The sequence below is a fragment of the Variovorax paradoxus genome, from assembly GCF_030815855.1.
Classification (GTDB): Bacteria; Pseudomonadota; Gammaproteobacteria; order Burkholderiales; family Burkholderiaceae_C; genus Variovorax; species Variovorax paradoxus_M.
The window spans coordinates 22,122-48,012 of the sequence record NZ_JAUSXG010000001.1 but is presented as its reverse complement, the minus strand read 5'-3'; the positions used below and the strand labels follow the sequence as shown (position 1 = coordinate 48,012).

25 protein-coding genes are annotated in these 25,891 nt (G+C 66.6%); 11 read left to right on the top strand and 14 right to left on the bottom strand.

The window, feature by feature from the left end; translation table 11 throughout:
- Positions 1 to 6: 6 nt before the first annotated feature.
- The 3 genes from aceK to QFZ42_RS00215 are packed head-to-tail and all read right to left on the bottom strand — an operon-like array spanning position 7 to position 3,065.
- Positions 7 to 1,827 (bottom strand): bifunctional isocitrate dehydrogenase kinase/phosphatase, encoded by a 1,821-nt coding sequence (gene aceK, locus QFZ42_RS00225; RefSeq protein ID WP_307699018.1) that lies wholly within the window; start codon positions 1,825 to 1,827, stop codon positions 7 to 9.
- A 4-nt stretch (positions 1,828 to 1,831) separates the two neighbouring features.
- Positions 1,832 to 2,611 carry a carbonate dehydratase gene (gene can, locus QFZ42_RS00220; protein ID WP_307699017.1) on the bottom strand — a complete coding sequence of 260 codons (780 nt, stop codon included), beginning with the start codon at positions 2,609 to 2,611 and terminating at the stop codon, positions 1,832 to 1,834.
- A gap of 55 nt (positions 2,612 to 2,666) precedes the next feature.
- Entirely contained in the window at positions 2,667 to 3,065 is a 399-nt protein-coding gene (locus QFZ42_RS00215) for a MerR family transcriptional regulator (RefSeq protein ID WP_307699016.1), read from the bottom strand.
- A 121-nt stretch (positions 3,066 to 3,186) separates the two neighbouring features.
- Here QFZ42_RS00215 and QFZ42_RS00210 point away from each other — a divergent pair, with 121 nt between their 5' ends.
- The 4 genes from QFZ42_RS00210 to QFZ42_RS00195 all read left to right on the top strand — a co-directional run bounded on the left by QFZ42_RS00210 (position 3,187) and on the right by QFZ42_RS00195 (position 7,331).
- The gene (locus QFZ42_RS00210; RefSeq protein WP_307699015.1) at positions 3,187 to 4,257 is read left to right on the top strand and encodes an MBL fold metallo-hydrolase; all 1,071 of its coding nucleotides are present in this window, start codon (positions 3,187 to 3,189) and stop codon (positions 4,255 to 4,257) included.
- Positions 4,258 to 4,274: 17 nt separating this feature from the next.
- Positions 4,275 to 5,585 carry a leucine-rich repeat-containing protein kinase family protein gene (locus QFZ42_RS00205; protein WP_307699014.1) on the top strand — a complete coding sequence of 437 codons (1,311 nt, stop codon included), beginning with the start codon at positions 4,275 to 4,277 and terminating at the stop codon, positions 5,583 to 5,585.
- Positions 5,582 to 6,493, top strand: a complete 912-nt coding sequence (locus QFZ42_RS00200; RefSeq protein WP_307699013.1) for a pseudouridine synthase — start codon at positions 5,582 to 5,584, stop codon at positions 6,491 to 6,493. Before QFZ42_RS00205 ends, QFZ42_RS00200 begins: the two co-directional genes overlap by 4 nt.
- Before the next feature lie 67 nt (positions 6,494 to 6,560).
- Positions 6,561 to 7,331, top strand: coding sequence for an SDR family oxidoreductase (locus QFZ42_RS00195; protein WP_307699012.1), 771 nt, complete (start codon positions 6,561 to 6,563; stop codon positions 7,329 to 7,331).
- A 33-nt stretch (positions 7,332 to 7,364) separates the two neighbouring features.
- Here the strand turns inward: QFZ42_RS00195 and QFZ42_RS00190 are convergent, their stop codons facing one another.
- The 3 genes from QFZ42_RS00190 to QFZ42_RS00180 are packed head-to-tail and all read right to left on the bottom strand — an operon-like array spanning position 7,365 to position 11,073.
- Positions 7,365 to 9,212 carry an IlvD/Edd family dehydratase gene (locus QFZ42_RS00190; RefSeq protein ID WP_307699011.1) on the bottom strand — a complete coding sequence of 616 codons (1,848 nt, stop codon included), beginning with the start codon at positions 9,210 to 9,212 and terminating at the stop codon, positions 7,365 to 7,367.
- Positions 9,212 to 10,228: a D-erythronate dehydrogenase gene (gene denD / locus QFZ42_RS00185; protein WP_307699010.1), complete on the bottom strand. Its 1,017-nt coding sequence runs from the start codon at positions 10,226 to 10,228 to the stop codon at positions 9,212 to 9,214. The genes QFZ42_RS00190 and denD overlap by 1 nt, the downstream gene beginning before the upstream one ends.
- Positions 10,225 to 11,073 carry a FadR/GntR family transcriptional regulator gene (locus tag QFZ42_RS00180; protein ID WP_307699009.1) on the bottom strand — a complete coding sequence of 283 codons (849 nt, stop codon included), beginning with the start codon at positions 11,071 to 11,073 and terminating at the stop codon, positions 10,225 to 10,227. The genes denD and QFZ42_RS00180 overlap by 4 nt, the downstream gene beginning before the upstream one ends.
- A gap of 167 nt (positions 11,074 to 11,240) precedes the next feature.
- On the opposite strand from QFZ42_RS00180, the gene QFZ42_RS00175 reads away from it, so the two are divergent.
- From QFZ42_RS00175 to QFZ42_RS00160, 4 genes are read left to right on the top strand one after another with little or no spacing between them, the layout of a single operon-like run.
- Positions 11,241 to 12,314, top strand: a complete 1,074-nt coding sequence (locus tag QFZ42_RS00175) for an ABC transporter ATP-binding protein (RefSeq protein WP_307699008.1) — start codon at positions 11,241 to 11,243, stop codon at positions 12,312 to 12,314.
- 45 nt (positions 12,315 to 12,359) lie between these two features.
- Positions 12,360 to 13,691, top strand: a complete 1,332-nt coding sequence (locus QFZ42_RS00170) for an ABC transporter substrate-binding protein (protein WP_307699007.1) — start codon at positions 12,360 to 12,362, stop codon at positions 13,689 to 13,691.
- A 28-nt stretch (positions 13,692 to 13,719) separates the two neighbouring features.
- Positions 13,720 to 14,628, top strand: coding sequence for a carbohydrate ABC transporter permease (locus QFZ42_RS00165; protein WP_307699006.1), 909 nt, complete (start codon positions 13,720 to 13,722; stop codon positions 14,626 to 14,628).
- A 10-nt stretch (positions 14,629 to 14,638) separates the two neighbouring features.
- Positions 14,639 to 15,514, top strand: coding sequence for a carbohydrate ABC transporter permease (locus QFZ42_RS00160; protein ID WP_307699005.1), 876 nt, complete (start codon positions 14,639 to 14,641; stop codon positions 15,512 to 15,514).
- Between the two features lie 33 nt (positions 15,515 to 15,547).
- On the opposite strand, the gene QFZ42_RS00155 is transcribed toward QFZ42_RS00160, so the two are convergent.
- Genes QFZ42_RS00155 through glyQ form a run of 7 tightly spaced genes read right to left on the bottom strand, consistent with a single transcriptional unit; the run spans position 15,548 to position 21,825 of the window.
- Positions 15,548 to 16,504 (bottom strand): M48 family metallopeptidase, encoded by a 957-nt coding sequence (locus tag QFZ42_RS00155; RefSeq protein ID WP_307704134.1) that lies wholly within the window; start codon positions 16,502 to 16,504, stop codon positions 15,548 to 15,550.
- A gap of 50 nt (positions 16,505 to 16,554) precedes the next feature.
- Complete coding sequence (locus QFZ42_RS00150; RefSeq protein ID WP_307699004.1) at positions 16,555 to 17,325, bottom strand: lysophospholipid acyltransferase family protein; 771 nt, start codon at positions 17,323 to 17,325, stop codon at positions 16,555 to 16,557.
- A complete protein-coding gene (gene gmhB / locus QFZ42_RS00145) occupies positions 17,325 to 17,903 on the bottom strand; it encodes a D-glycero-beta-D-manno-heptose 1,7-bisphosphate 7-phosphatase (RefSeq protein WP_307699003.1) in 579 nt (192 codons plus the stop codon). Before gmhB ends, QFZ42_RS00150 begins: the two co-directional genes overlap by 1 nt.
- Complete coding sequence (locus QFZ42_RS00140; RefSeq protein WP_307699002.1) at positions 17,900 to 18,433, bottom strand: DUF6036 family nucleotidyltransferase; 534 nt, start codon at positions 18,431 to 18,433, stop codon at positions 17,900 to 17,902. The genes gmhB and QFZ42_RS00140 overlap by 4 nt, the downstream gene beginning before the upstream one ends.
- The gene (locus QFZ42_RS00135) at positions 18,423 to 18,752 is read right to left on the bottom strand and encodes a hypothetical protein (RefSeq protein ID WP_307699001.1); all 330 of its coding nucleotides are present in this window, start codon (positions 18,750 to 18,752) and stop codon (positions 18,423 to 18,425) included. Before QFZ42_RS00135 ends, QFZ42_RS00140 begins: the two co-directional genes overlap by 11 nt.
- A gap of 25 nt (positions 18,753 to 18,777) precedes the next feature.
- Positions 18,778 to 20,916 (bottom strand): glycine--tRNA ligase subunit beta, encoded by a 2,139-nt coding sequence (gene glyS, locus QFZ42_RS00130; protein ID WP_307699000.1) that lies wholly within the window; start codon positions 20,914 to 20,916, stop codon positions 18,778 to 18,780.
- 3 nt (positions 20,917 to 20,919) lie between these two features.
- Complete coding sequence (gene glyQ / locus QFZ42_RS00125; RefSeq protein WP_307698999.1) at positions 20,920 to 21,825, bottom strand: glycine--tRNA ligase subunit alpha; 906 nt, start codon at positions 21,823 to 21,825, stop codon at positions 20,920 to 20,922.
- A gap of 246 nt (positions 21,826 to 22,071) precedes the next feature.
- Between glyQ and QFZ42_RS00120 the strand changes: the two genes are divergently transcribed.
- The 3 genes from QFZ42_RS00120 to QFZ42_RS00110 are packed head-to-tail and all read left to right on the top strand — an operon-like array spanning position 22,072 to position 24,692.
- A complete protein-coding gene (locus QFZ42_RS00120) occupies positions 22,072 to 23,037 on the top strand; it encodes a diacylglycerol/lipid kinase family protein (protein WP_307698998.1) in 966 nt (321 codons plus the stop codon).
- Positions 23,034 to 23,858 (top strand): metallophosphoesterase family protein, encoded by an 825-nt coding sequence (locus QFZ42_RS00115; RefSeq protein WP_307698997.1) that lies wholly within the window; start codon positions 23,034 to 23,036, stop codon positions 23,856 to 23,858. Before QFZ42_RS00120 ends, QFZ42_RS00115 begins: the two co-directional genes overlap by 4 nt.
- 9 nt (positions 23,859 to 23,867) lie before the next feature.
- Positions 23,868 to 24,692 (top strand): phosphatase PAP2 family protein, encoded by an 825-nt coding sequence (locus QFZ42_RS00110; RefSeq protein WP_307698996.1) that lies wholly within the window; start codon positions 23,868 to 23,870, stop codon positions 24,690 to 24,692.
- Between the two features lie 115 nt (positions 24,693 to 24,807).
- On the opposite strand, the gene QFZ42_RS00105 is transcribed toward QFZ42_RS00110, so the two are convergent.
- Entirely contained in the window at positions 24,808 to 25,878 is a 1,071-nt protein-coding gene (locus QFZ42_RS00105) for an asparaginase (RefSeq protein ID WP_307698995.1), read from the bottom strand.
- Between the last annotated feature and the right edge of the window lie 13 nt (positions 25,879 to 25,891).

Sequence of the window (25,891 nt, the reverse complement as noted above, 5' to 3'; positions counted from 1 at the left end):
GTTCAATCAGAAATGGGTTGCGTGTCCGTCGTGCGGAAAGCGCTGCGATTCTTCGTACGGAAACACATCGAGCATCTGCCCCGCCTGGATGCGTTCCTTGTGGTGCTGCCAGAAGGCGGCGTCGAGCAGGTCGGCGTGGTGCGCCATGAAGGCTTGGCGCACCGCGTCGTTGCCCAGCAAAAAGGGGGCGAAGGTTTCGGGAAACACGTCTTTCGGGCCGACCGAATACCAGACTTCGCCGCTCATCTCTTCTTCCTCGTTGCGCGCCGCGGGCACCTTGCGGAACTGGCAGTCGGTGATGTATTCGATCTCGTCGTAGTCGTAGAACACGACCTTGCCTCCGCGCGTGACGCCGAAGTTCTTCCACAGCATGTCGCCGGGAAAGATGTTGGCCGCCACCATGTCCTTGATGGCGTTGCCGTATTCGACCACCGCGTGCTCCAGCTGCTCCTGCGCGCGCTTGGCATGCGCCGGGCTTTCGGGGTTGGCCAGCGTGTCGAAGGCTTCCTGCAGGAAGATGTTGAGCGGGATCATGCGGCGCTCGATGTAGACGTGCTTGAGCACCAGCTCCATCTCCCCGTTGCCGTCGCGGTCGCCCATTTCGAGCTGGCTGGGTGCGAACTTCTGGATTTCCTCGATCAGTTCGGGTTCGAAGCGGTCGAGCGGAAAACCCACGTCGCTGTACTCCAGCGTGTCGGCCATGCGGCCCACGCGGTCGTGCTGCTTCACGAGCAGGTACTTGCCCTTGATCTGCTCGCGCGTGGTGTCCTTCTGCGGCGGATAGAAATCCTTGATGACCTTGAAGACGAACGGGAACGAAGGCAGGTCGAACACCAGCATGACCATGCCCTTGATGCCCGGCGCAATGCGGAAGCGGTCGCTCGAATAATTCAGATGCGAAAGAAAGTCCCGGTAGAACAGCGTCTTGCCCTGCTTTGCGAGGCCCAGCGCGTTGTAGATTTCGGCGCGCGGCTTGCGCGGCATGAGCGAGCGCAGGAACTGCACGCAGGCCGAGGGCACTTCCATGTCGACCATGAAGTAGGCGCGCGCAAAGCTGAAGAGCATCTGCAGGTCGTCTTCGCCGAAAAGCACCGCATCCACGTAGAACTTGCCATGCCTGTCGTGCAGTATCGGCAGCGAGAACGGCAGCTCGACGAAGCCGTTCATGATCTTGCCGACCACGTAGGCGCCCTTGTTCCGGTAGAACAGCCCCGAGAGCACCTGGATCTGGAAGTTGGCGCGCAGCTTCACCTGGTGAAAGCGCCCCATGATCGCGTGCGCCACGCGTTCGGCATCGCGCCGCTTGTGAGCGAAAGCACCCTGCAGCGCATAGTCGTCGAGCATCTGCTCGACCGTGTCGGCCAGCGTGTCGTGCGAGGGGTAGTAGGGCTTGTACGTGGGCGCGCCGCGTGGCTCGATGTACTCGGTGCTGATCGCCGGCCGGACGAAGATGAAGTCGTTCTGGAAGTAGGCCCGGTGCAGGATCTTCGTCGTGACCGAGTTGAAGAAACTCTCGGCCAGCTCGGGCTGGTGGTGGTCCACCAGGAGGCCGATGAAGTGCAGCTTGACCTGGTGCCACACCTCCATCGGCTGGTCGCCGGCCTTGAACTCTTTTTCGAGCCGGGCCACGGCCTCGTTCACACGCAGGTCATAGAACTCGATGCGCTCCCGCTGCGCGCGCTGCTGGCCGTGCCAGTCCGCCGTTTCGAAGCGATGCTTGGCACGGGCCGATTCGGCACGGAAAAGGCTGTAATGCCGATTGAATCCATCGATCATCGCCTTGGCGATGTCGTAAGCCAGCGGCGAATCGAGGCGCTGCGGGAACATGGCTTCAGCCGGTTTTCGTTTCGGTGCTTGCAGCGGGCTGTACAGCGTCTACGGTCGGAATGGCCGGAACGGCTTCGGCGGCGATTCCGTCGGCGCCCGCCTGGGCGGACGGCGAGATGCTCAGCGGCTTGCTCCACTTGTAGCGGATGCGTTGCACCGCGGCCTTGTACACCGCGTCGAGCGGCTTGGCGCCGTCGACGTCGAGGCCCAGGTCCTGCAGCAGGCCGTCGTGCACACCGAAGGTCCAGCCGTGGATCTTGACCTTCTGGCCGCGTCCCCAGGCATCGACCATCACCGTGCTGACAGCCACATTGACCACCTGCTCGGCCACGTTGAGTTCGCACAGCGCGTCGACGCGCACGTCTTCGGGCAGGCTGTCGAGCATCACGCTATGCCGGTCGCGCACATCCTGGATATGGCGGATCCAGTTGTCGGCGAGGCCGATGCGCTTGCCGCTGAGCGCCGCCTTGACGCCCGCGCAGCCGTAGTGGCCGACCACCATGATGTGCTCGACCTTCAGGTGCTCGACCGCGAATTGGATCGCCGAGAGCGCGTTCAGGTCGGAATGCACCACGATGTTGGCGACGTTGCGGTGCACGAACACCTCGCCGGGTTCGAGGCCGGTGATCTGGTTGGCGGGCACGCGGCTGTCGGAACAGCCGATCCACATGTAGCGCGGCGTCTGCTGCTTCACCAGGCTGGTGAAGAAGCCGGGCCGGTCGCGTTCCATTTGTGCGGACCAGGCACGGTTGTGGGCAAAGAGGTCATCAAGATTGTCGGACATGGGCGTGATTGTCGATGAGTCGTGATTCGGATGCGGTGTATCTCGGGCTGCCTTGTCAGGCCGCCTTGGCCGACCGCTGGGCCTTGGCCAGTGCCGCGCGGCCCTTTTTCTCGTGTTCGCGCACTTCCGCCAGGTTGGCCTGCAGTTCGGCCAGCTGCTCCTCGAGTTGGGCGCGGTGCGCGCCCAGCACGCCGAGAAACTTCTGCAGTTGCGCCACCGTGTCGCGCGGGCTGTCGTACATGTCGAGGATGTCCTTGGCCTCGGTCAGGCTCAGGCCCAGGCGTTTGGCGCGCAGCGTGAGCGTGAGCCGCGCCCGGTCGCGCGCGCTGTAGACGCGCTGCATGCCGTCGCGCTCCGGCGTCAGCAGCCCCATGTCTTCATAGAAGCGGATGGCGCGCGTCGTCAGGTCGAATTCCTTCGCGAGCTGGCTGATGGTGAAGGTTTGCGCGGACATGTGTCTGGAATCGGTCGAAAAAGCCGTCTGGAGGGGCGTTGCGGTGGCGACAGCAGGTTTGCCCCTGTCTCCCTACAATGGCGCCCTCAACCCATGACGTTTACGTAAACGTCAATCTTACATGAACCTCCTCGAACGCGAACTCCACTACCCCCTGGGCGACACCCTGCCCGCCCCCGGCGAAGCGCTGGAAGTCGCGCCGGGCGTGCGATGGATCCGCATGCGGCTGCCGTTCGCGCTCGACCACATCAATCTCTGGCTGCTGCGCGACAGCCTCGACGGCGTCGAGGGCTGGACCATCGTCGACTGCTGCATTGCGCACGACGAAGCACGCGCGCAGTGGGAGCAGGTGTTCGAAACGCAGCTGCAGGGCCTGCCGATCCTGCGCGTGATCGTCACGCACATGCATCCCGACCACATCGGCCTGGCCGATTGGCTGTGCAAGCGCTGGAACGCGCCGCTGTGGATCAGTTCGACCGACTACCACGTGGCCCGCGTGCTGAGCACCAACGGCGACACGCTGGCGGGCGGCGACGCGGCGGCCAGCTTCTTCGCCTCGCACGGCCTGGCCGACCCGGAGGCGGTGGCCAAGATTCGCGCGCGCTCCAACTACTACGCGAACATGGTGCCGTCCGTGCCCGACCGCTTCACGCGCATGCTGGACGGCGAGACCGTGACCATCAACGGCCACGCCTGGCGCTGCATCAGCGGCTACGGCCACGCGCCCGAGCACATCGCGCTGTACTGCGACGAACTGAAGCTGCTGCTGGGCGGCGACATGATGCTGCCGCGCATCTCGACCAACGTGAGCGTGCACGCGGGCGAGCCCGAAGCCAACTCGCTGCGGCTCTTCCTCGACAGCATCGACAAGTTCAAGGCGCTGCCGGCCGACACGCTGGGCCTGCCTTCGCATGGCAAGCCCTTCACCGGCATTCACCGCCGCGTCGACCAGCTGCAGGAGCACCACCGCGACCGGCTGGCGGAACTGCTCGAAGCGTGTACGGCGCGCCCGCTGACCGCGGCCGAGGGCCTGCCCATCCTGTTCAAGCGCGAACTCGACCTGCACCAGATGACCTTCGCCATGGGCGAGACGGTGGCGCACCTGCACCTGCTGTGGTTCGCGGGCCAGGTCAGGCGCGAATTGGGCAAGGACGGCGTCTACCGCTTCGGCGCCCGGAGCGCGGCGGCCTAGGCATTTAGACTTGCCGGATGGACACGCTGGCTGAGCTGCGCGCCGGCCGGCTGGCGGGTGCCAAACAAATCGATCTCTCGTGCGGACTCACCGAGTTCCCGCGCGAGATTTTCGACCTGGCCGACTCGCTCGAGGTTCTGAACCTGTCGGGCAATGCGCTCGATTCGCTGCCCGATGACCTAGGCCGGCTGCATCGCCTGCGTGTGCTGTTCTGCTCCGACAACCGTTTTACGCAACTGCCCGAATCGATCGGCCAGTGCCAAGGCCTGGAGATGGTCGGCTTCAAGGCCAACCGCATCCGCGGCGTGCCGGGGGCCGCGCTGCAATTACCCTCCCTGCGCTGGCTGATCCTGACGGACAACCAGATCGAGACATTGCCCGACACCATCGGCCAGTGCACGCAAATGCAGAAGCTCATGCTGGCCGGCAACCAGCTGCGTGTGCTGCCCGAATCGCTGGCGGCCTGCAGCCAGCTCGAGCTGCTGCGCCTCTCCGCCAACCGCTTCGAGGCGCTGCCCGCATGGCTGCTCGCGCTGCCGCGCCTCTCATGGCTCGCCGCCGCAGGCAATCCTTTCGATGCGCAGGCCGAAGACGCGGCCATCGCTGCGCAATCGGTGCCGCATGTCGACTGGCGCGACCTGACGCTGGGCCCGAGGCTCGGCGAAGGTGCGTCGGGCGTGATCCACCAGGCGGTGCTGGGCGCGGCGCAGCAGCCCGTGGCGGTCAAGCTGTTCAAAGGCGCCGTGACGAGCGACGGCTGGCCGCACAGCGAAATGGCCGCCAGCATCGCGGCCGGTGCACACCCGACGCTGATCGCCGCGCAGAGCCGGATCGACGGCCATCCTGAAGGCACCGAGGGCCTGGTCATGGCTCTGGTGGACCCGTCGTTTCGCACGCTCGCGGGCCCCCCGAGCCTCGCATCGTGCACGCGCGACGTCTATGCGGCCGATGCGCAATGGACTTCCGACGTGGCCTTGCGCATCGCCCGCGACATCGCTTCGGCCATGCAGCACCTGCATGCGCGCGGAATTCTCCACGGCGACCTCTATGCGCACAACATCCTGTGGAGCGCACAGGGCGGCGGGCTGCTCGGCGACTTCGGCGCGGCCTGGATGACCGGCGCGCTCGACCCGGCGCAAGCCGAGGCCTTGCAACGGCTGGAGATGCGCGCCTTCGGCTGCCTGCTGGAGGAACTGCTCGACCATTGCAGCGACGCGCCGCCGCAGGCCATGGCCGTGCTCAAAGACCGCTGCATGCAGACCGACGTGGCCGCGCGGCCCTCCTTTGCCGAGGCAGTGGCGCTGCTGAAGAACGAGCGTTCGCCATGACGCGCCCGCGCTTGCCGCTGCCCACGCGCGATGGCGTCGGCCCGAGCTGCGTCGGCCTGCCGCAAGGCCCCTGGCCGACCATCGTCGAGTTCCTGATCGAACGCTTTCCGGCAATCACGCGCGAGGCCTGGATGTCGCGCATTGAAGCCAACGACGTGGTCGACGAGCACGGCGTGCCCGTGACCGCGCAGCGCCGCTACCAGGCTCCATTGCGCGTGTACTACTACCGCACGCTCGATGCCGAGGTGCGCATTCCGTTCGACGAGCAGGTGCTGTTCCAGGACGATCAGCTTCTGGTGGTGGACAAGCCGCCGTTCCTGCCCGTGACCCCCACCGGCAAGTACCTGCAGGAAAGCCTGCTGGTGCGGCTCAAGCGCAAGCTGAAGCTCGACGACCTGGTGCCGCTGCACCGCATCGACCGCAGCACGGCGGGCCTGGTGCTGTTTTCGGTGCGCCCCGAAACGCGCGGCGCCTACCAGGCCATGTTCCCGGAACGGCGCATCGCCAAGCACTACGAGGCGGTGGTGCCGTGGCAACCCGGCGTGTCATCGGTACCCGGCGTCTACCGCAGCCGGTTGGTCGACGATGAGCACTTCATGCGCGTGAAAGAAGAAGCCGGCGAGCCCAACTCGGAAACGCACATCCTCGTCGAACAGGCGGCGGGCGGCCACGCCCTGCTGAAGCTTTCGCCGATCACCGGCCGCAAGCACCAGCTGCGCGTGCACTGCATGGCGCTGGGCATGCCGATCGTCAACGACCCGATCTACCCCACGCTGCTGCCCGAGAACACCGACGACTTCGGCAAGCCCTTGCAGCTGCTGGCCAAGTCGGTGGCGTTCCAGGACCCGGTGAGCGGCGAGCTGCGCAGTTTTTCGAGTCCCCGGAGCCTGGCGCTGCCGCCAAGGTGACGCACCGCACGCACGCGGCGCACTAAGCTCGTTTCCTGAAATCTTTCATTCAGGAGACACCCGCACCATGGACACCACCCAACTCTTCTCGCTGCAGGGCCGCAGCGCCTTGATCACCGGGGGCTCGCGCGGCATCGGCCGCATGATCGCCGAGGGCTTCCTGGCCCAGGGCGCGCGCGTGTACATCTCGGCGCGCAAGGCCGCGGCCTGCGACCAGACCGCCAAGGAACTTTCGGCCCTCGGCCATTGCGTGTCGCTGCCGGCGGATGTGTCCACGCTCGAGGGTGCGCAGGCGCTGGTCGACGCCTACGCGAAGCATGAAGATTCGCTCGACATCCTGGTCAACAACGCCGGCGCCGCTTGGGGCGCACCGTATGCCGAGTTTCCCGAGAGCGGCTGGGACAAGGTGGTGGACCTGAACCTCAAGACGCCTTTCTTCCTGACCCAGGCACTCACGCCGATGCTCAAGAAGGCCGCGACCGATCACCTGGCGAAGGTGATCAACATCGCCTCCATCGACGGCATCTCGGTGAACCCGCAGGAAACCTATTCGTACGCGGCCAGCAAGGCCGGGCTGATCCAGCTCACGCGCCGCATGGCGTTGCGCCTGGCCCAAGACCGCATCGTGGTGAGTGCCATCGCGCCGGGCGCCTTTGCCTCGGACATGAACAAGGATGCACGCGACCACGGCGACGAGGTCAAGGGCCGCATTCCCGCGGGCCGCATCGGCACGCCGGAAGACATGGCCGGCGCCGCCATCTACCTTGCCTCGCGCGCCGGCGACTACGTGATGGGTTCCACGCTGGTGGTCGACGGCGGCGTGACGCACGCGCGCTGAGCGCCCGAAGCGCCCGGCGCGGCGGCCACGGCCTCAGTGGTTGTCGCGCGGCACGCCGAAGGTGGCGTGGATCTTTTGGTACTTCACCGCAGGCTTGAGCACCATGCCCTCGGAGAGCTCGCCGACCACCGCGCGCTGGATCTCCTGCCACGGCGTCTGGCTCGGCGGGTACGGGTAGCCGCCCGCGGCTTCGAGCTTCTCGCGGCGCTTGGCCAGTTCCTCGTCGGACACCAGCATGTTGGCCGTGCGCTTCTTCAGGTCGATGCGCACGCGGTCACCCGTCTTCAAGAGCGCCAGCGCACCGCCGGTTGCGGCCTCGGGCGAAGCGTTCAGGATCGACGGCGAGCCCGACGTGCCCGACTGCCGCCCGTCGCCGATGCACGGTAGCGCCGTGACGCCCTTCTTCAGCAGGTAGGCCGGCGCGCGCATGTTCACGACCTCGGCCGCGCCGGGGTAGCCCACCGGCCCCACGCCGCGCATGAAGAGAATGCTGTACGCATCGATCTTCGTCTTCGGATCGTCGATGCGGCGGTGGTAGTCCTCGGGCCCGTCGAACACCACGGCCGTGCCTTCGAAGGCCATCGGGTCGGCCGGGTTCTCCAGGTAGCGGCTGTGGAACTCGGGCGTGATCACGCTGGTCTTCATGATCGCGGAGTCGAACAGGTTGCCGCTGAAGTCGAGGAAGCCAGCGTTCTTCATCATCGGCTTGGCGTACGGGAAGATCACCCGGCGGTCTTCGGTGAAGCGGCCTTCGCAGTTCTCGATGATGCTCTTGCCGTTGGCCGTGAGCGCGGGCTGGATCTTGCCCTTGGCGATCAGCTCGGCCACCACGGCGGGCACGCCGCCCGCGCGGTAGTAGTCCTCGCCCAGGTACTCGCCGGCCGGCTGCAGGTTGACCAGCAGCGGGATCTTGTAGCCGTGCTTCTCCCAGTCGCCGGTGGTCAGCGGCACGCCGATGTGTCGCGCGATGGCGTTCAGGTGGATCGGCGCATTGGTCGAGCCGCCGATGGCCGAGTTCACGACGATGGCGTTCTCGAAGGCTGCGCGCGTCATGATGTCCGAGGGCTTCAGGTCTTCGCGCACCATTTCGACGATGCGCCTGCCGGTCATGTAGGCCATCTCCTGGCGGTCGCGGTAGGGCGCGGGAATGGCCGCGCTGCCGGGCAGCGTCATGCCCAGCGCCTCGGTCAGCGAGTTCATCGTGGAGGCCGTCCCCATGGTGTTGCAGTGCCCGGTCGACGGTGCCGACGAAGCCACGAGCCGCAGGAAGCCCGGGTCGTCGATCTCGCCCGCGGCCAGCAGCTCGCGCGCCTTCCAGACGATGGTGCCCGAGCCCGTGCGCTCGCCCTTGTACCAGCCGTTGAGCATGGGGCCGGAGTTGAGCGCAATGGCCGGAATGTCGACCGTGGCCGCAGCCATCAGCTGCGCCGGCGTGGTCTTGTCGCAGCCGGTGGTCAGCACCACGCCATCGAGCGGATAGCCGTACAGAATTTCGACCAGCGAGAGGTACTGCAGGTTGCGGTCCAGCGAGGCGGTCGGGCGCTTGCAGGTCTCCTGGATCGGGTGGATCGGAAACTCGAAGGCGATGCCGCCTGCGTCCCGGATGCCCTCGCGCACGCGCTCGGCCAGCACCAGGTGGTGGCGGTTGCAGGGCGCGATGTCGGAGCCCGTTTGCGCAATGCCGATGATCGGGCGTCCCGACTGCAGCTCCTCGAAGCCGAGGCCGAAGTTCATCGTGCGCTCGAGGTAGAGCGCGGTCATGTCGGTATTGGCGGGGTTGTCGAACCAGGCCTGCGAACGCAGCTTCAAGGCGCCCGCGGGCTTTTTCGGGGCGCTCTTGGGGGTGGCGCTCTTCGGCGTGGTGGTTTTCTTCGTGCCCATCAGGACATTCCCTTCAGTGTTTCGGCCGCATTCGGAAGCGCGGCGCAGTCGGCGATGTATTGGCGAATGATGTCGGAAAAATTTTCGTGCGGATGCAATCCGAGCCGTGCGGCCCGCTCGGCCGTGGCGCCGCCGGGCCAGTTGGCCACGATGCCGGCGATGCGCTCGTCGCGCTCGAAGCGCACCAGCGCACGCACCTTGGGGCCGGCCACTTCTTCGAGCGCATCGAGCATGTCGCTCACGCGCACATTGAGCGCGGGCAGGTTGAGCGCGGCGCGGCCACCGAAGGCCTCGCGGCTGGCTTCGTAGACGGCGATCAGGCCCTCCACGGTGCGGGCCGGCGAGGTCATCGGGTGCGACACGTCGGGCGACACCGGGCAGACCGATTCCACGCCCGCCAGCGGCTCGCGGATGATGCCGCTGAAAAACGACGAGGCGGCGCCGTTGGGGCGCCCCGGCCGCACGGTCACGGTCATCAGCCGCGCAGCGCGGCCGTCGATGTAGCCCTTGCGTGTGTAGTCGGAAACGAGGTGCTCGCAGACCAGCTTCTGCGTGCCGTAGGAGGTTTGCGGCAACGGCAGCGTGTCGTCGGCCACGAGCTTGGGCAGCGGCACCGAAGCATCGGGGCCGAACACCGCAACCGAGCTGGAGAACACCAGCCGCGCCACCTTGCCGCCCGCACCGACGTTGGCGCGCAGGGCATCGAGCAACGCGCGCGTGCTGTCGAGGTTGGAGCGCAGGCCGAGCTCGAAGTCGGCTTCGCATTCGCCCGACACGGCCGAAGCCAGGTGGAACACGCCGTCGAAGGCCTCGGTCTTCAGCGCTTCGGTCTGCGCGAGCAGCGGGCCGGTGCGGGCCTCCACGCGCGCATCGGCCAGCAGGTCGGCGGGCGGCGGCGCGATGTCGGTCAGCACCATGCGCTCGATGCGCTGGCCCGCCAGCGTGCCGCGCGCCAGCAGTGCGCGCGCAAGACGGGCGCCGACAAAGCCGCCGCCTCCGGTGATCAACAGTTTCATGGTTTGTCCCTTTGGGTCCTCTTTGTGGTCACGGTGGTCACGGTTGTTTCGGTGGTGCGTTTCGCGCGGGTGGCGGTGGCCGGCGTGGCGGCTCGCGCCGCGGCGCGGCGGCGCTGCCCGGTGATGACGCCGCCTTCGACCAGGCGCTGCTCGCCGCGGATCAGATGCTGGGTCGCATGGCGGCGCGCCGCCACCGGGTCGCGTGCCGCAATGGCTTCCACGATGGCGCGGTGCTCGCTCTGCACCGCCTCCATGAAGTCGAGCCGCCGCGCTTCGTTGCCGCGCGTGATGCGCATGCCCTCGCGCAGGTACTGCTCCAGGAAGCCGAGCAGCAGGCGGAACTGCGGATTGCCGGTGGCCTCGCCGATCACGCGGTGAAAGGCGAGGTCTTCGGCCACGCCGTCCTGCCCGGCCGCGGCGGCTGCGTCGATGGCCTTGAGCGCGCGGCGCAGCGCCGCGATCTGGCTGCGGCTTGCGCGCTGCGCCGCCAGCGCCGCGATTTCGCCTTCGAGCACGCGCCGCACCTCGACCACATGCACGACCGACTGCACCGACTCGAGCACCGCGGGGTCGAAAGCCAGCGGACGGTTCAGCGGCGCCTGCGCCACGAAGCAGCCCAAGCCCTGCCGCGAGCTGACCAGCGCCTGCGACTTGAGCTGGTGCACGGCTTCGCGCACCACGGTGCGCGAGACCCCGTGCGAGGCCGCGAGTTGCTGTTCGGTGGGGAGCCGGTCGCCGGGGCGCAGCGCGCCGGAAGCGATCTGTGCGGCCAGCCGCGAAGCGAGCCGGTCGGACAGGCGGTCGGTGACCAGGGGAAAGGATTCTGAGAGGGCGGGGGCCTGCACGGCAGCGGAAAAGTGAAGCACGGTTATCTGGTCATCATACAAGTCAACCGGGATTTTCTCGTACCGGTTTGCCCTGATACCGGTTTCAAAAACGAGTGCCGATACTGCCCGGGCTGCGATGCGGAGGTCTCCGCGCCGCCTTCCCGCGATTTGTCAGGACTCCTTGCATGGCCAGTGTCACGATTCAGGCGGTCAAGAAGCGATTCGGCGAAGTCGCCATCCTTCACGGGGTGGACATCGACATTGCCGATGGTTCGTTCACGGTGCTGGTGGGCCCCTCGGGCTGCGGCAAGTCGACCTTGCTGCGCATGATCGCGGGGCTGGAAGAGATTCACGGCGGCGAGATCCGCATCGGCGATCGCCGCGTGAACGACCTGCCGCCCAAGGAACGCGACATCGCGATGGTGTTCCAGAACTACGCGCTCTATCCGCACATGACGGTGCGCGACAACATGGCCTTCGCCCTCGCGCTCGCGAAGATGGACAAGGCCACCATCGACGCCAAGGTGCAGCGCGCGGCCGAGATCCTGGCGCTCAAACCGCTGCTCGAACGCTATCCGCGCCAGCTCTCGGGCGGCCAGCGCCAGCGCGTGGCCATGGGCCGCGCCATCGTGCGCGACCCGCAGGTGTTTTTGTTCGACGAGCCGCTGTCGAACCTCGACGCCAAGCTGCGCGTGGCGATGCGCAGCGAGATCAAGGAACTGCACCAACGGCTCAAGACCACCTCCATCTACGTCACGCACGACCAGATCGAAGCCATGACCATGGGCGACAAGATCGTGGTGATGCGCGACGGCCGCATCGAGCAGACCGGCAGCCCGCTGGACCTGTACGACCACCCGGCCAACCAGTTCGTCGCGGGCTTCATCGGCTCGCCGGCCATGAACTTCCTCCCCGGCACGCTGCGGCGCGCGGGCGGCGCAGCGCATGTCGAGCTGCCCGACGGCACGCGGCTCGATGCGCCGATTCACGCGGGCGGCACCGATGGCCAGCCCGTGGTGTACGGCACGCGCCCCGAGCACCTGACGCTCGGCGACAGCGGCGGCATTCCGTCGCGCGTGGTCGTGATGGAGCCGACCGGCATGGACACCTTCGTCGCGTGCCGCCACGAAGGCGCCGACCTCTCGGCCGTGTTCCGCGAGCGCTACGACTTCGCGCCCGGCAGCACGATTCATCTCTTGCCCGACCTGGCGCGCGCGCACCTGTTCGATGCCGTAAGCGGCCTGCGCCTGGTTGCCTGACTTTTTTGCTTCACACCGGTCCGTTTACAACGAAGGAGACAGCTCATGAGTGATTTCAATCGCCGCAGGTTTCTCGAGAGTTCGGCCGGCGTTGCCGCCGCCGCGACCGTCGGCGCAGGCAGCGCGCTTTTCGCGCCTTTTGCACAGGCGCAGCAGACCCTGACCTTCAAGCCCGAGAAGGGCGCCAAGCTGCGCGTGCTGCGCTGGAGCCGCTTCGTGCAGGGCGACATCGATGCCTACATGGCCAACGTGAAGAAGTTCACCGAAGCCACCGGCGTGGAAGTACGCGTGGACAACGAGGGCTGGGAAGACGTGCGGCCCAAGGCGGCGGTGGCCGCCAACACGGGCGCGGGCCCCGACATCATCCTGTCGACCAACGACGACGCCAACCTCTACCCCGACAAGCTGCTCGACGTGACCGACCTGGCCGAATACCTCGGCAAGAAATACGGCGGCTGGTACCCTGCGGGCGAGGCCTTCATGCGGCCCGACGGCAAGAAGTGGCTGGGCCTGCCGCTGGGCGCCTCGGGCTCGCTCATCGTGTACCGGGACAGCATGGTCAAGGCCGCGGGCTTCGCGACCTTTCCCAAGACCACCGACGAGTTCCTGAAGCTCTACAAGGCGCTGAAGGAAAAGGGCACGCCCGGCGGCATGGCGCTGGGCAATGCGACCGGCGACAGCACCTGGTGCAACTGGCTCATCTGGTCGCACGGCGGCAAGCTGGTCGACAAGACCAACAAGGTGGTGATCGACAGCCCCGAGACGCTCAAGGCGCTGGAGTACGGCAAGGAGCTGTACGCCAACTTCATTCCGGGCACGCTCTCGTGGCTGGACCCGAACAACAACAAGGCCTTCCTCGACGGGCAGATCAGCGTCACCAACAACGGCATCTCGGTCTACTACGCCGCGAAGAATTCGGCCGACCCGAAGATCAAGGAAATGGCCGCGGACATCAACCACGCCGTGTTCCCGATCGGGCCGGTCGGCGTGCCGACGGAGTCGCACCTGTTCTTCAACCAGATGGTCATGAAGTACACGAAATTCCCGCAGGCGGCCAAGGAGTTCCTGCGCTTCATGATGGAGAAGGAACAGTTCGACCCGTGGCTGCAAGGCGGCGGCGGCTATGTGGCGCAGCCCCTGCGCTTCTACGAGAACAGCACCATCTGGACCTCGGACCCGAAGAACATGCCGTACCGCGACTCGGTGAAGAACCTGCGCCCCGGCGGCTACGACGGCAAGCTGGGCTATGCCTCGGCGGGCGCGGCGGCGGACTTCATCATCCCGAACATGGTGGCCGAAGCGGCGAGCGGATCGAAGACGCCCAAGGAAGCGGCCGAGCGCGCGCAGAAGCGCGCCGAGCGGTACTACAAGGTCTGATCCTTTCAACACCCACGCTGTCCACCCCATGACACTCCTGGCCAGGTTCCAGAACAGCCGCAACGCCCTCGGGCTGGCATTCATGCTGCCTGCGGCGGTGCTGCTGCTTCTGTTCCTGACCTACCCGCTCGGGCTGGGCACCTACCTGGGCTTCACCGATGCGAAGGTGGGCCGCTCGGGCCAATGGATTGGCCTGGAGAACTACGAATACCTGTGGGGCGATGCCGTGACACGGCTCGCCCTCTTCAACACGCTCTTCTACACGGCGGTGGCGAGCGTGCTGAAGTTCTTCCTGGGCCTGTGGCTCGCGATCCTGCTGAACCGGAACATTCGGTTCAAGACCTTCTTCCGCGCGGTGATCCTGCTGCCGTATATCGTGCCCACCGCGCTCTCGGCGATCGCGTTCTGGTGGATCTACGACTCGCAGTTCTCCATCATCAGCTGGGCGCTGGTGAAGATGGGGCTGATCGACCAGTACATCGACTTCCTCGGCTCGCCGTGGAATGCACGCATCGCGGTGATCATCGCCAACGTGTGGCGCGGCGTGCCCTTCGTGGCGATCACGCTGCTTGCGGGGCTGCAGACCATCTCGCCCTCCTACTACGAAGCCTCCGCCATCGACGGCGCAACGCCGTGGCAGCAGTTCCGCCACGTGACGATGCCGCTGCTCACGCCGATCATCGCGGTGGTCATGACCTTCTCGGTGCTGTTCACTTTCACCGACTTCCAGCTCATCTACGTGATCACCCGCGGCGGCCCGCTGAACGCCACGCACCTGATGGCCACGCTGTCGTTCCAGCGCGCGATCTCGGGCGGTGCGCTCGGCGAAGGCGCGGCCATCGCCATCGCGATGGTGCCGTTCCTGCTGGCCTGCGTGATGTTCAGCTTCTTCGGCCTGCAGCGCCGCGCGTGGCAGCAAGGCGGATCGGACAAATGAGGATCTTGAAATGAGCAACACCGGCCAGGTCGACACCGTCGGCATGAGCTACCTCGACACGGTCCCGCGCAAGCTGGTGACCGTGTACCTGCCGCTCGTGGTCTTCCTGATCGTGCTGCTGTTCCCGTTCTACTGGATGGCCATCACCTCGGTGAAGCCCGATGCCGAACTGCTCTCGCGCGAAGGCAATCCGTTCTGGGTGATCAACCCGACGCTCTCGCATTTCTACAAGCTGCTGTTCGAGACCTCGTACCCGCAGTGGCTGTGGAACACGGTGCTGGTGTCGGTGGTGTCGACCTTCGTGTCGCTCGCGGCCTCGGTGTTCGCGGCGTACGCCATCGAGCGGCTTCGCTTCAAGGGATCGAAGCATGTGGGGCTTTCGATCTTTCTCGCGTACATGGTGCCGCCGTCGATCCTGTTCATTCCGCTGGCCAACGTGGTGTTCAACCTCGGGCTCTTCGACACGCGCTGGGCGCTGATCCTCACCTACCCGACCTTTCTCATTCCCTTCTGCACGTGGCTCTTGATGGGCTACTTCCGTTCGATTCCGGCCGAGCTCGAAGAGTGCGCGCTCATCGACGGCGCGAGCCGCTGGCAGATTCTCGTGAAGATCGTGCTGCCCCTGGCGGTGCCCGGGCTCATCTCGGCGGGCATCTTCGCGTTCACGCTGTCGTGGAACGAGTTCATCTATGCGCTCACGTTCATCTCGTCGTCGGAAGTGAAGACGCTGCCGGTCGGCGTGGTGACCGAGCTGGTGCAAGGCGACGTGTACCAGTGGGGGCCGCTGATGGCGGGTGCGCTGCTCGGCTCGCTGCCGGTGGCGTTCATCTACTCGTTCTTCGTCGAGTACTACGTGTCGGGAATGACCGGCTCGGTGAAGGAATAGCGCGGCGCGCCGGCCGGCGCATCAGCCAGTCAGTCAGTTCCAGCGAGGAACGGCTTCGTCCTTCAGCTGCTGGCGCAGCAGGTCGTAGTCGGGCACCACGCTCTCGACGGTTTCCCAGAAGCGGTGCGAATGGTCCATCACGCGCAGGTGGGCCAGCTCATGCGCGACGACGTAGTCGATCACCGGCAAGCGGAAATGAATGAGCCGCCAGTTGAGGCGAATCGAACCGTCCGCGCTCGCGCTGCCCCAGCGCGTGGCCGCATTCGAGAGCGAGAGCTTCTGCCAGCGCACGCCGAGCCGCGGCGCGAAGTGGTCGAGCCGTTCGATGAACAGCTTGCGCGCCTGCCGCATCAGCCACGCCTGCGCGGCATCGCGGATCTGCGAAGGCCCGGCGTTCTGCGCCACGGCCAGCCGCAGGATGCGCGGGCCGCCCGCGGCATCGGCCTCGTCGAGCGTGCCTCCGACACTTGCGAAGCCATGCTTCGGATCGAGCCGGATCACGACCGGCTCGCCCATGAACGGAAACTCCGCGCCGTCTTTCCATTCGATGCGCGTCGCCTCGACGCGCGCGTGGCGTTGCCGTGTCTCCAGCAGCTTGCGAATGATCCAGTCGGCTTTTTCCTGAATGGCGGCATCGACATCGCGCAGCGTGACCCAGCGCGGCGCGCGCACCGACAGGCCTTCGGCGCCGACCAGGAACCCGATGGTCTTGCGCTTGCCGCGCTTGAACTCATAGGCCACGCGCGCCGAACCCAGCACCGCTTCGCGCGTGGCCTGGGGGTGCACGAAGCTTGCGAGCGCCAGCGTGTCGCGCAGCGGAACGGCGGGCAGCGCGGGACCGGCCTGGATGGGTTGCTGCGGCGCATCGGCCGCCGGAGGCGCAGGCGCGGGCGTCACCATCGGCGGCGCCTTCTTCTTGACCTTTCCTCGTTTGGGCTCGGGCGGCTTGGCCGGCGCAAACTCGTTGCCCAGCCCTTCGAACAGATCCATCGTGAACTGAAGCAGTCCCCGCATGTCGGGTTCTTTCTTTTTGTTCTTCTTCAGTGCACTTCTTGCGGAGCCTGCAGCGGCGGGCTGTCGCGGTATGCCTCGGGGTCGAGCCGGCGCATCTCGGCTTCGATCCAGGCCTCGACCTCGCGCATCAGTTCATCGGGCTTGCGGCCGGCGCTGGGAATCGCCGGGCCGATCGACACGTCGACCACGCCCGGCCGCTTGATGAACGCCTTGCGCGGCCACACCTTCGCCGAGGTGACGGCGACCGGAATGACCGGCACGCCGGTCTCGCATGCGAGCCGCGTGCCGCCGCTCTTGTAGGTGCCCTTCTGGCCGCGCGGAATGCGGGTGCCTTCGGGAAACATGATGATCCAGATGCCCTGCGCGAGCAGCTTGCGCCCCTGGTTCACGACCTTGTTGAAGGCCTGGGCGCGCTGGCTGCGGTCGATGTGGATCATGTCGAGCCGCGCCATCGCCCAGCCGAAGAAGGGCACGTAGATCAGTTCCTTCTTGAACACGAACGCCAGCGGATGCGGCATCAGCGTGGGCATCAGGAAAGTCTCGAGCGTCGACTGGTGCTTCACCAGCAAGACCGCACCGGCCAGCTTGTCGGTCGGCAGGTTTTCCATGCCGGTCACGCGGGTCTGGATGCCCAGCAGCACGCGCGCGCCGCCGATGGCCCAGCTGAGCCACTGCTCCGCCATCCAGTAGAGCGGAATGCCGCGCTTCCAGAGCGAGCTGACGCACATGATGATGCCCCAGGGCACCACGGTGACGAGCATCCACAGCGCGTGGAGAACGGAACGGAAAAACGCCATCAGACAGCCACCTGCAATGCAGCCTGCGCTTCGCGCGCAAGCAAGAAGTCTACAAAGGCGGCGAGGTTCGCATGAACCAGGGTGTTCGCCGGGTATTCGGAAGGCAGCGGATCGACGCCGATGCAGGCCGCGCCCATGCCGGTGAGCAGCAGGTGCGGCTCGCAGCCGGCGGCCGCACCGGCCTGCAGGTCGCGCAGGCTGTCGCCCGCCGTGGGCACGTCTTTCAGGTCGATGCCGTAGCGGTCGCCGATCTGGCGGAACAGGCCGGGCGCCGGCTTGCGGCATTTGCAGCCCTCATCGGGGCTGTGCGGGCAATAGAAGACCGCATCGACCCGCCCGCCCACGGCCGCGAGCATCTTGTGCATCTTGGCGTGCATGGCGTTGAGCGAGGCCATGTCGAACAGGCCGCGGCCCAGGCCCGACTGGTTGGACGCAACCACCACGTGCCAGCCGGCATGGTTGAGCTTGGCCACGGCCTCGAGCGCACCGGGCAGCGGCGTCCACTCGACGTCGCTCTTGACGAAATCTTCGCGGTGCACGTTGATCGTGCCGTTGCGGTCGAGGATGACGAGTTTCATGGGGTCCTTCCCGCTTCGATGCGGCGCCGTTCGATCCAGTCGCCGATCTGTGCCACTGGGTACTTTGCGGCATCCAGCAAGGCCGCACGCTCTTGCAAAGCGACTGCGGACACCAGATCGAGCTTCAGCAGTTCTCGCACGAAATCGGCGTCCTTCTCGCGACCCGCGACGCATTTGGACAACGCCAGATCGTGCAACTCCGGACAAACCACCGTCAAGTCGCCAACATAGTGAAGACTGGCGCGTTGCATCCAGTCGCCCGGCATCACCGCCGTTTCGGGTCCGACCCCATCGGCGTGGTATCCGAAGGTGTCGTCGAAGCTCGATAGCGCCCCGATGGCTCCGTCGATCAGGTCGGCCTTCTCCGGATGCAACGCGGGATAAAGATCGAGTTCGCGTGACATCAGCAGGCTGGGCGGCGCATCTTTCAGCAGGAACAACAACGCTTGGCTGCCGATCACGACAAAAGATTGCTCCTGCGCGATCGCTGCCGCCGCACGCAGCACATGTTCCGCTTCGCTACGCTGCATCGGCACCTTGCCGCGCCGCGCGCAGTAGCACGCCACGCTCGCGCTGCGTCATCAGCACCCCGACAGGAGATACATTGCGCAACGCAACGGCGTGGTCATCGGTGCCGCAGGTGGCCGCTTCGATGGCATCGACGCCGGCCGCGAGCATGGTGTGCCACTCGTCCCAATAGGCGTCGGAGCGTGTAGAGCCGGCTTGCGCGCGCCAACGTTCGAGCGTCGCCGTCACGTCCGCAATGCGACCGGGATCGGCGCGCAATCTCCGCACTGCAAGGCGATGCGCCTGAAGCAGGAAATCGTCGATCTGTTGCTGGCGGTTCATGGTCCGGATTATCGAGCGCAGGAACTCAAGCCGCCAGCCGCTCGAGCTGCGCCACGCGGTTCATCGCGACGTGCAACGACATCAGGAGGCCCAGCCGGTTGAGGCGAAGGTCGGCCTGCTCGGCATTGACCATCACGCCGTCGAAGAAGGCATCGACCGGTTCCCGCAGCGCGGCCAATGTCTGCAGCGAAGCGGTGTAGTCGCCGGTATCGAACTGCGCATTGGCGGCGGGCACGACCTCGGCCATCGCGGCGTGCAGTGCCTTCTCGGCGGGCTCCTGCAGCAGCAGCTCGCTCACGTGCGCGTCGGCTTCGGGCGCCTTCTTGAGGATGTTGCCGATGCGCTTGTTGGCAGCGGCCAGCGCGGCAGCCGCGGGCAAGGCGGCAAAGGCGCGCACCGCCGCCAGCAGCTTGGGTACTTCGCCCAGGCGTTGCGGGTGCGGTGCCAGCACGGCATCGACTTCCTGCGCGCTCGCGCCTTGCTCGCGCAGGCTGCCGGCAAGCCGGTCAAAAATGAAGTCTTGCAGTTCGACCGTGGCCTTGCCGCTGTCGAAACCTGCGATGTCCTTGAACTGGGCGGCGGCGTCCTGCAGCAGCGCGTCGAGCCCCAGCGGCAGGTCTTTCTCGATCAGCATGCGGATCACGCCCAGCGCATGGCGGCGCAGCGCGAACGGATCGCGGTCGCCGGTGGGCAGGTTGCCGATGCCGAACATGCCGACCAGCGTCTCGAGCTTGTCGGCCAGCGCGACCACGAGGCCGACGGTGTTGCGCGGCAGCTCGTCGCCGGCGAAGCGCGGCTTGTAGTGGTCTTCGATGGCATCGGCCACCGCGGCGCCGAGTCCGTCATGCAGTGCGTAGTAGCGGCCCATGGTGCCCTGCAGTTCGGGGAACTCGCCGACCATGTCGGTCACGAGGTCGGCCTTGGCGAGCTGCGCGGCCTGCGTGGCTTGGGCCGCGAGCGTGGTGTCGCCGAGCTTCTCGGCAATGCCGCGCGCAATGCGCATCACGCGTTCGACGCGCTCGCCCTGCGTGCCCAGCTTGTTGTGATAGACCACCTTGCCGAGCGACTCGACGCGCGAGGCCAGCGATTTCTTGCGGTCCTGGTCGAAGAAAAACTTGGCGTCGGCCAGGCGCGGGCGCACCACGCGCTCGTTGCCGCCGACTACCGCGCTCGCATCCTCGGGGCTGATGTTGCTGACCACCAGGAACTTGTTGGTGAGCTTGTCCGACGCGTCGAGCAGCGGAAAGTATTTCTGGTTGGCCTTCATCGTGAGGATGAGGCACTCCTGCGGCACTTCGAGGAATTCGCGCTCGAAGCTGCAGACCAGCACGTTGGGCCGCTCGACCAGTGCCGTGACTTCGTCGAGCAGCGCGTCGTCATGAATGGGCACGGTGCCGCCGCCGACACGCACGGCCGCGGCTGCGAGCTGGCGCGCGATCTCGGTGCGGCGGGCTTCGAAGCTTGCGATGACCGCGCCGTCGTCCTGCAGCTGCAGCGCGTAGCTGTTGGCATCGCGCAGCACCACCGGGTCGACCGCCGCCTCAAAGCGGTGGCCATGGGTTTCGCGGCCCGCATGCAGGCCCAGTGCCTCGACGGGCACCACGGCGTCGCCATGCAGCGCCACCAGGCCATGCGCTGGGCGAACGAAGCTCACGCTGCTCCAGCCCGGCAGCTCGCAGCCGCTTTCGAGCTGGTAGCTCATCACCTTGGGAATCGGCAGCTTGGCGATGGCCTCGGCCAATGCCTTCTGCAGGCCCTCGGGCAGCGTCGCGCCCTTGGCGGTGCTTTCGTAGAACAGGGCTTCGGCCTTGCCGTCCATCGCGCGTTTCAGGCCGGGCACGGCCGAGGCGTCGGCACCCAGGGCGGCCAGCCGCTTGAGCAGCGCGGGCGTGGGCTGGCCCGAGGCATCGAGCCCCACCGCCACGGGCATGAGCTTCTGCGACACGGCCTTGTCGGCGGCGCGCTCGGCCACGTGCGTGAGGTGGGCCGCCAGGCGGCGCGGCGAAGCGTAGGCGGTGAGCACGGAGGCCGGCTCGGCGAGCCCCTGCGCCACGAGCTGGTCGCGCAGGCCGTTGGCGAAGGCCTGGCCGAGTTTCTTCAACGCCTTGGGCGGCAGCTCTTCAACGAAGAGTTCGACCAACAGATTCTTTTGCACACTCGTCATCGCTCAAGCCGCCTTTTTCGTCATTTGCGCAACCCACTCGCGCGGCGCCATCGGAAAACCGAGCCGCTCGCGGCTCTCGTAATAGCTCTGCGCCACGCTGCGCGCAAGATTGCGGATGCGGCCGATGTAGGCCGCGCGCTCCGTCACGCTGATGGCGCCGCGTGCGTCCAGCAGGTTGAAACTGTGCGCGGCCTTGAGCACCTGCTCGTAGGCCGGCAGCGCCAGCTGTTCGGTCATGAGGTGCTTGGCCTGCTTTTCGTGCGCGTTGAAGGCGGTGAACAGGAACTCGGCATCGCTGTGCTCGAAGTTGTAGGTCGACTGCTCGACCTCGTTCTGCTTGTACACGTCGCCGTAGCTCAGGCCTTCGGTCCAGGTGAGGTTGTAGACGTTGTCCACGCCCTGCAGGTACATGGCGAGGCGCTCGAGGCCATAGGTGATTTCGCCGGTAATCGGCTTGCAGTCGATGCCACCCACCTGCTGGAAGTAGGTGAACTGCGTCACCTCCATGCCGTTGAGCCAGACCTCCCAGCCCAGGCCCCAGGCGCCGAGCGTGGGGTTCTCCCAGTCGTCTTCGACAAAGCGGATGTCGTTCTTCTTCAGGTCGAAGCCGAGCGCCTCGAGGCTGCCGAGGTACAACTCGAGGATGTTGCTGGGCGCCGGCTTGAGCACCACCTGGTACTGGTAGTAGTGCTGCAGGCGGTTGGGGTTCTCGCCGTAGCGGCCGTCCTTGGGGCGGCGGCTGGGCTGCACGTAGGCGGCCTTCCAGGGCTCGGGGCCGAGCGCGCGCAGGAAGGTGGCCGTGTGCGAGGTGCCCGCGCCCACTTCCATGTCGTACGGTTGCAGCAGCGCACAGCCCTTGTCGGCCCAGTACGACTGCAGTTTGAGAATGATTTGCTGGAAGGTCAACATGAAGCGGGCCGGCGTCACCGGGCGTTGGACGTAGCGCGACGAAGCATCGCGAAAGCGGACGATTTTACGGTCGGAGGGCAACTCTCCCACAGCGAGCCGGGATGCCAGCCGCCGGCGCGGCGCCTCGGCCCGTGAGACAAAGGCGGGCCGATTGCCGTGCGATCGCCCTTTCCCAGTCTTTTCCGCCCCCCGGCCCTTGGCATTGCGCTCTTTGCGGGGTGCTCCTTTCTCCCTGTTTCCACCGACATGCTGCCGCCTCGAATCGGTCCGAATTCCCCTTTGTTCATCGTGCTCAACGCCGGCTCGGGCAATGCGGACACCGCCGAAACCCGCCGAATCATCGAGGAAGGCTGCACCGTGGCCGGCCGCAAGCACCGCATCTTTCTTGTGGATGAGCGCACCACGGTGCAGGCGCTCGCACGCGAGGCGGTGGAGCGCGCCCGCGCTGTCGACGGCGTGGTGGTGGCCGCGGGGGGCGACGGCACCATCAACACGGTGGCGCAGGCCACGCTCGGCAGCGGGCTGGCTTTCGGCGTGCTGCCGCAGGGAACCTTCAACTATTTCAGCCGCGCCCACGGTATTCCGGGCGATACGGCCGAGGCGCTGGAGGTGCTGCTGACCGCGCAGCCGCAGCCGGCGCAGGTGGGGCTGGTCAACGACCGCGTGTTCCTGGTCAATGCCAGCATGGGGCTGTACGCCGAATTGCTGGAAGAGCGCGAACATTACAAGGCGCGTTATGGCCGCAGCCGCTGGATCGCGTTTTTCGCGGGGCTTTTGACGGTGATGCGCGGCCACCGGCTCTGGAATCTGCGCATGGCCTGGCGCGGGCAGGAGCGCGAGGTGCGCACGCCGACGCTTTTCGTCGGCAACAATCCGTTGCAGCTGCTGCAGGTCGGCATCGAGCACGCCGAGGCACCCGAAAACGGGCAACTGGCGGCCGTGGTGCTGAAGCCAGCAGGGATCATGGCGATGCCCGGCCTGCTGCTGCGCGGCGCCCTGGGCCGCCTCGGGAGCGCCGACGAGGTGTTGAGCTTTCCGTTCGAATCGATGACGGTGAAGACCGGCCGCCCGCATTCCCCGCGCCGCGTGAAAGTGGCCACCGACGGCGAGATCGCCTGGGCCGAGATGCCGTTGTTGTTTCGCGTGGCGCCCGAGCCGCTGTGGCTGGTGCGGCCCGATGTCGCACCCGAACTGGAGGCCGCCAAGCAATGAGCTGCCTGCTCCAGATTTCCGATCCGCATTTCGGCACCGAGCAGACCGACGTGATGGAAGCGCTCGAACGGCTCGCGCACGCCTTGTCGCCGCAGGTGGTGGTGCTCTCGGGAGACATCACCCAGCGGGCCACGCGGGCGCAGTTTGCGGCGGCGCGCGCCTTTGTCGACAGGCTGGCGGCGCCGGCGGTGGTGGCCATCCCCGGCAACCACGACATTCCGCTCTTCGATCTGCGGGCACGCCTGTTCGCGCCTTACGAGAGGTACACGGAGGCTTTCGGCAGCGACCTGGAACCGGTGTTCGAGTCCGCCGATTGGCTGGTGGTCACGGTGAACACCACGCGCTGGTACCGGCACGAAGACGGCGAGGTGTCGCCCGCGCAGGTCGACCGGGTCGCGGCCCGGCTCGCGGCCGCGCCGCCTTTGCAGCTGCGCGTGGTGGTCACGCACCAGCCGGTGATGGTCACGCGCCAGGAAGACATGCACAACCGGCTGCACGGGCGCGATGCCGCCGTGGCCCGCTGGACCGATGCGGGCGCCGACCTGATCCTGGGCGGCCACATCCACCTGCCCTTTGTGCGCTCGCTGCACGACGCCTATGCGGGCTGCCCGCGCACGACGTGGGCGGTGCAGGCCGGCACGGCCGTGTCGTCGCGCGTGCGCGCGGGGCAGCCCAATTCGGTGAACGTGCTGCGCATGGAAAACATGGGTGGTACCCGCGTTTGCCAAGTGGAGCGGTGGGACCATTCGGCGGCTCACAAGGCCTTCGTGTGCGGCAAAGTATTGCGGCTTCGGCTTGCCAGCGTCGCGGCGCTCCCTTAGGGTCCCCGCATGCCAATGGAAGCTCCAGCCCTCGTTCTTCTCGCCCGCCAGTTCGGCGAGCATGCCCTTGCCTGGTTCCTGTGTGTTTTCGCGGTGTCGGTGCTGGGCGCCGGCCTCGCCTGCCGGGTGCTTCAGCAGCGGCGCGCCAGGATTTCCTCAGGAAACGGCGAACCTGACGAGCCCCGTGTGGCAGTCGGATTGGCGCTGGGCTTCGTGCTGATTCTCGCGGCGGCGAGCCTCGTGGCTTACATCGCATCGATGCTCGGCGACGGGCGCTTGCTCGGCCTGGCCGACCAGGCGCTGGCCGATGCCATCGGCGAGCATGTGCCGTGGGCGGCCCTCGTGGTCTTCAGCTGGCTCACGCACCTGGGCGATGCCGAACTGCTGGCGCCTGTGTGCGTGGTGTTGGCCTTGGTGCTGTGGCGCCATGCGCACCGCGGGCTGGCGCTGGGCTGGGTGATGGCGCTCGGCGGCATCGTGCTGCTGAACCCCGCGCTCAAACGCATCTTCGCGCGGGCGCGGCCGCTGCACGACCATGGGCTGGCGCTGGAAACGAGCTTCAGCTTTCCGAGCGGCCACAGCGCGGGCGCCATCGTGAGCTACGGCATGCTGATGTATCTGGCGCTGCGCCTGTTGCCGGCGCGCTGGCATGTGCCGGCGGCCATGGCGACTGCGGCGTTCATCGTCACCATTGCGTGCAGCCGCGTCTTCCTGCAGGTGCATTTCGCCAGCGACGTGGTGGCCGGCCTGCTGACCGGCCTGGCCTGGCTGCTCGTGTGCGTGAGCAGCCTCGAATACGCGCGGCACCGCAGGCGGCGAGGCATCCGTCCCTGAGCGGGTATCGAGGAGGTCTTCGCCAGGAACACCGCGGAACCGGCTTTGCCGGGCCGCTGGTGTTGCCCCCTCGAGGGGGAGGCGGCTACACGAAGTGAGCCGCTTCGGGGGTGGGTCAATACTCCCAGAAGATACGCTGCAGTTCCTTGGTGTCGCTGGTTTTGGTCAAGGCGACCATCGCCAGGATGCGCGCCTTCTGCGGGCGCAGGTCGTGCGCCACCACCCAGTCGTACTTGTCGTCGGGCTGCTCGGCGTTGCGGATCACGAAGCCGTCGGGCACGCGCGAACTGCGGATTATGATGGCGCCGTCGGTGCGCGCCTTCTGCAGGTTCGGCACGATGCGGTTGGCCACCGAGCCGTTGCCCGTGCCGCCATGGACGATGGCCTTCACGCCGCTCTTGGCGAATGCGTCGATGGCGATGGACGAAACGCCCTCGTAGCCCATCGCGATCTCGACCGGCGGCAGCGTATTGATACTGTCGATGTCGAACTCCGAATTCATGGTGTGGCGCTTCACGGGCGCGCGGAACCAGTAGTTCTTGCCCTCGACCACCATGCCGAGCGGACCCCACTGGCTCGAGAACGCGCTGGTCTTGACGTTGACGTTCTTGCTCACGTCGCGGCCGCTGTCGATGTTGTCGTTCATCGTCACGAGCACGCCCTTGCCCGCAGCGTCCTTGCTGCCGGCCACGCTGACCGCGTCGTACAGGTTGAGTGCGCCGTCGGCCGACAGGGCCGTTCCGGGGCGCATCGAGCCGACCACGACGATCGGCTTGGCGGTGTGCACGGTCAGCGTGAGGAAGTAGGCGGTTTCTTCCAGCGTGTCGGTGCCGTGGGTGATGACGATGCCGTCCACGTCCGCTTGCTTCGACAGTGCGGACACGCGCTTGGCGAGCGTCAGCAGGTTGTCGTTGGTGAGGCTTTCGGAAGCGACCTGGAACACCTGCTCGCCGCGCACGTTGGCGATCTTGGCGAGCTCGGGCAGGCCGGCGATCAGCTTGTCGACGCCGACCTTGGCGGCCGCATAGGTGGCGCTGTTCACGGCCGAGGCGCCGGCACCCGCAATGGTGCCTCCGGTGGCCAGGATCACCACATTGGGCAATGCCTGCTGGGCTTGTGCGAGGGTGCTGGCCGCAAGCAAAGCGGCGCCGGCCGCAAAGGCCCTGAAACGAGGGGAAAGGTACATGAAGGAACTCCTT

Coding starts and splice junctions, on each gene's coding strand:
- aceK (WP_307699018.1), bottom strand. CDS start 1,827: ATGTTCCCGCAGCGCCTCGATTCGCCGCTGGCTTACGACATCGCCAAG.
- can (WP_307699017.1), bottom strand. CDS start 2,611: ATGTCCGACAATCTTGATGACCTCTTTGCCCACAACCGTGCCTGGTCC.
- QFZ42_RS00215 (WP_307699016.1), bottom strand. CDS start 3,065: ATGTCCGCGCAAACCTTCACCATCAGCCAGCTCGCGAAGGAATTCGAC.
- QFZ42_RS00210 (WP_307699015.1), top strand. CDS start 3,187: ATGAACCTCCTCGAACGCGAACTCCACTACCCCCTGGGCGACACCCTG.
- QFZ42_RS00205 (WP_307699014.1), top strand. CDS start 4,275: ATGGACACGCTGGCTGAGCTGCGCGCCGGCCGGCTGGCGGGTGCCAAA.
- QFZ42_RS00200 (WP_307699013.1), top strand. CDS start 5,582: ATGACGCGCCCGCGCTTGCCGCTGCCCACGCGCGATGGCGTCGGCCCG.
- QFZ42_RS00195 (WP_307699012.1), top strand. CDS start 6,561: ATGGACACCACCCAACTCTTCTCGCTGCAGGGCCGCAGCGCCTTGATC.
- QFZ42_RS00190 (WP_307699011.1), bottom strand. CDS start 9,212: ATGGGCACGAAGAAAACCACCACGCCGAAGAGCGCCACCCCCAAGAGC.
- denD (WP_307699010.1), bottom strand. CDS start 10,228: ATGAAACTGTTGATCACCGGAGGCGGCGGCTTTGTCGGCGCCCGTCTT.
- QFZ42_RS00175 (WP_307699008.1), top strand. CDS start 11,241: ATGGCCAGTGTCACGATTCAGGCGGTCAAGAAGCGATTCGGCGAAGTC.
- QFZ42_RS00170 (WP_307699007.1), top strand. CDS start 12,360: ATGAGTGATTTCAATCGCCGCAGGTTTCTCGAGAGTTCGGCCGGCGTT.
- QFZ42_RS00165 (WP_307699006.1), top strand. CDS start 13,720: ATGACACTCCTGGCCAGGTTCCAGAACAGCCGCAACGCCCTCGGGCTG.
- QFZ42_RS00160 (WP_307699005.1), top strand. CDS start 14,639: ATGAGCAACACCGGCCAGGTCGACACCGTCGGCATGAGCTACCTCGAC.
- QFZ42_RS00155 (WP_307704134.1), bottom strand. CDS start 16,504: ATGGATCTGTTCGAAGGGCTGGGCAACGAGTTTGCGCCGGCCAAGCCG.
- QFZ42_RS00150 (WP_307699004.1), bottom strand. CDS start 17,325: ATGGCGTTTTTCCGTTCCGTTCTCCACGCGCTGTGGATGCTCGTCACC.
- gmhB (WP_307699003.1), bottom strand. CDS start 17,903: ATGAAACTCGTCATCCTCGACCGCAACGGCACGATCAACGTGCACCGC.
- QFZ42_RS00140 (WP_307699002.1), bottom strand. CDS start 18,433: ATGCAGCGTAGCGAAGCGGAACATGTGCTGCGTGCGGCGGCAGCGATC.
- QFZ42_RS00135 (WP_307699001.1), bottom strand. CDS start 18,752: ATGAACCGCCAGCAACAGATCGACGATTTCCTGCTTCAGGCGCATCGC.
- glyS (WP_307699000.1), bottom strand. CDS start 20,916: ATGACGAGTGTGCAAAAGAATCTGTTGGTCGAACTCTTCGTTGAAGAG.
- glyQ (WP_307698999.1), bottom strand. CDS start 21,825: ATGTTGACCTTCCAGCAAATCATTCTCAAACTGCAGTCGTACTGGGCC.
- QFZ42_RS00120 (WP_307698998.1), top strand. CDS start 22,072: ATGCTGCCGCCTCGAATCGGTCCGAATTCCCCTTTGTTCATCGTGCTC.
- QFZ42_RS00115 (WP_307698997.1), top strand. CDS start 23,034: ATGAGCTGCCTGCTCCAGATTTCCGATCCGCATTTCGGCACCGAGCAG.
- QFZ42_RS00110 (WP_307698996.1), top strand. CDS start 23,868: ATGCCAATGGAAGCTCCAGCCCTCGTTCTTCTCGCCCGCCAGTTCGGC.
- QFZ42_RS00105 (WP_307698995.1), bottom strand. CDS start 25,878: ATGTACCTTTCCCCTCGTTTCAGGGCCTTTGCGGCCGGCGCCGCTTTG.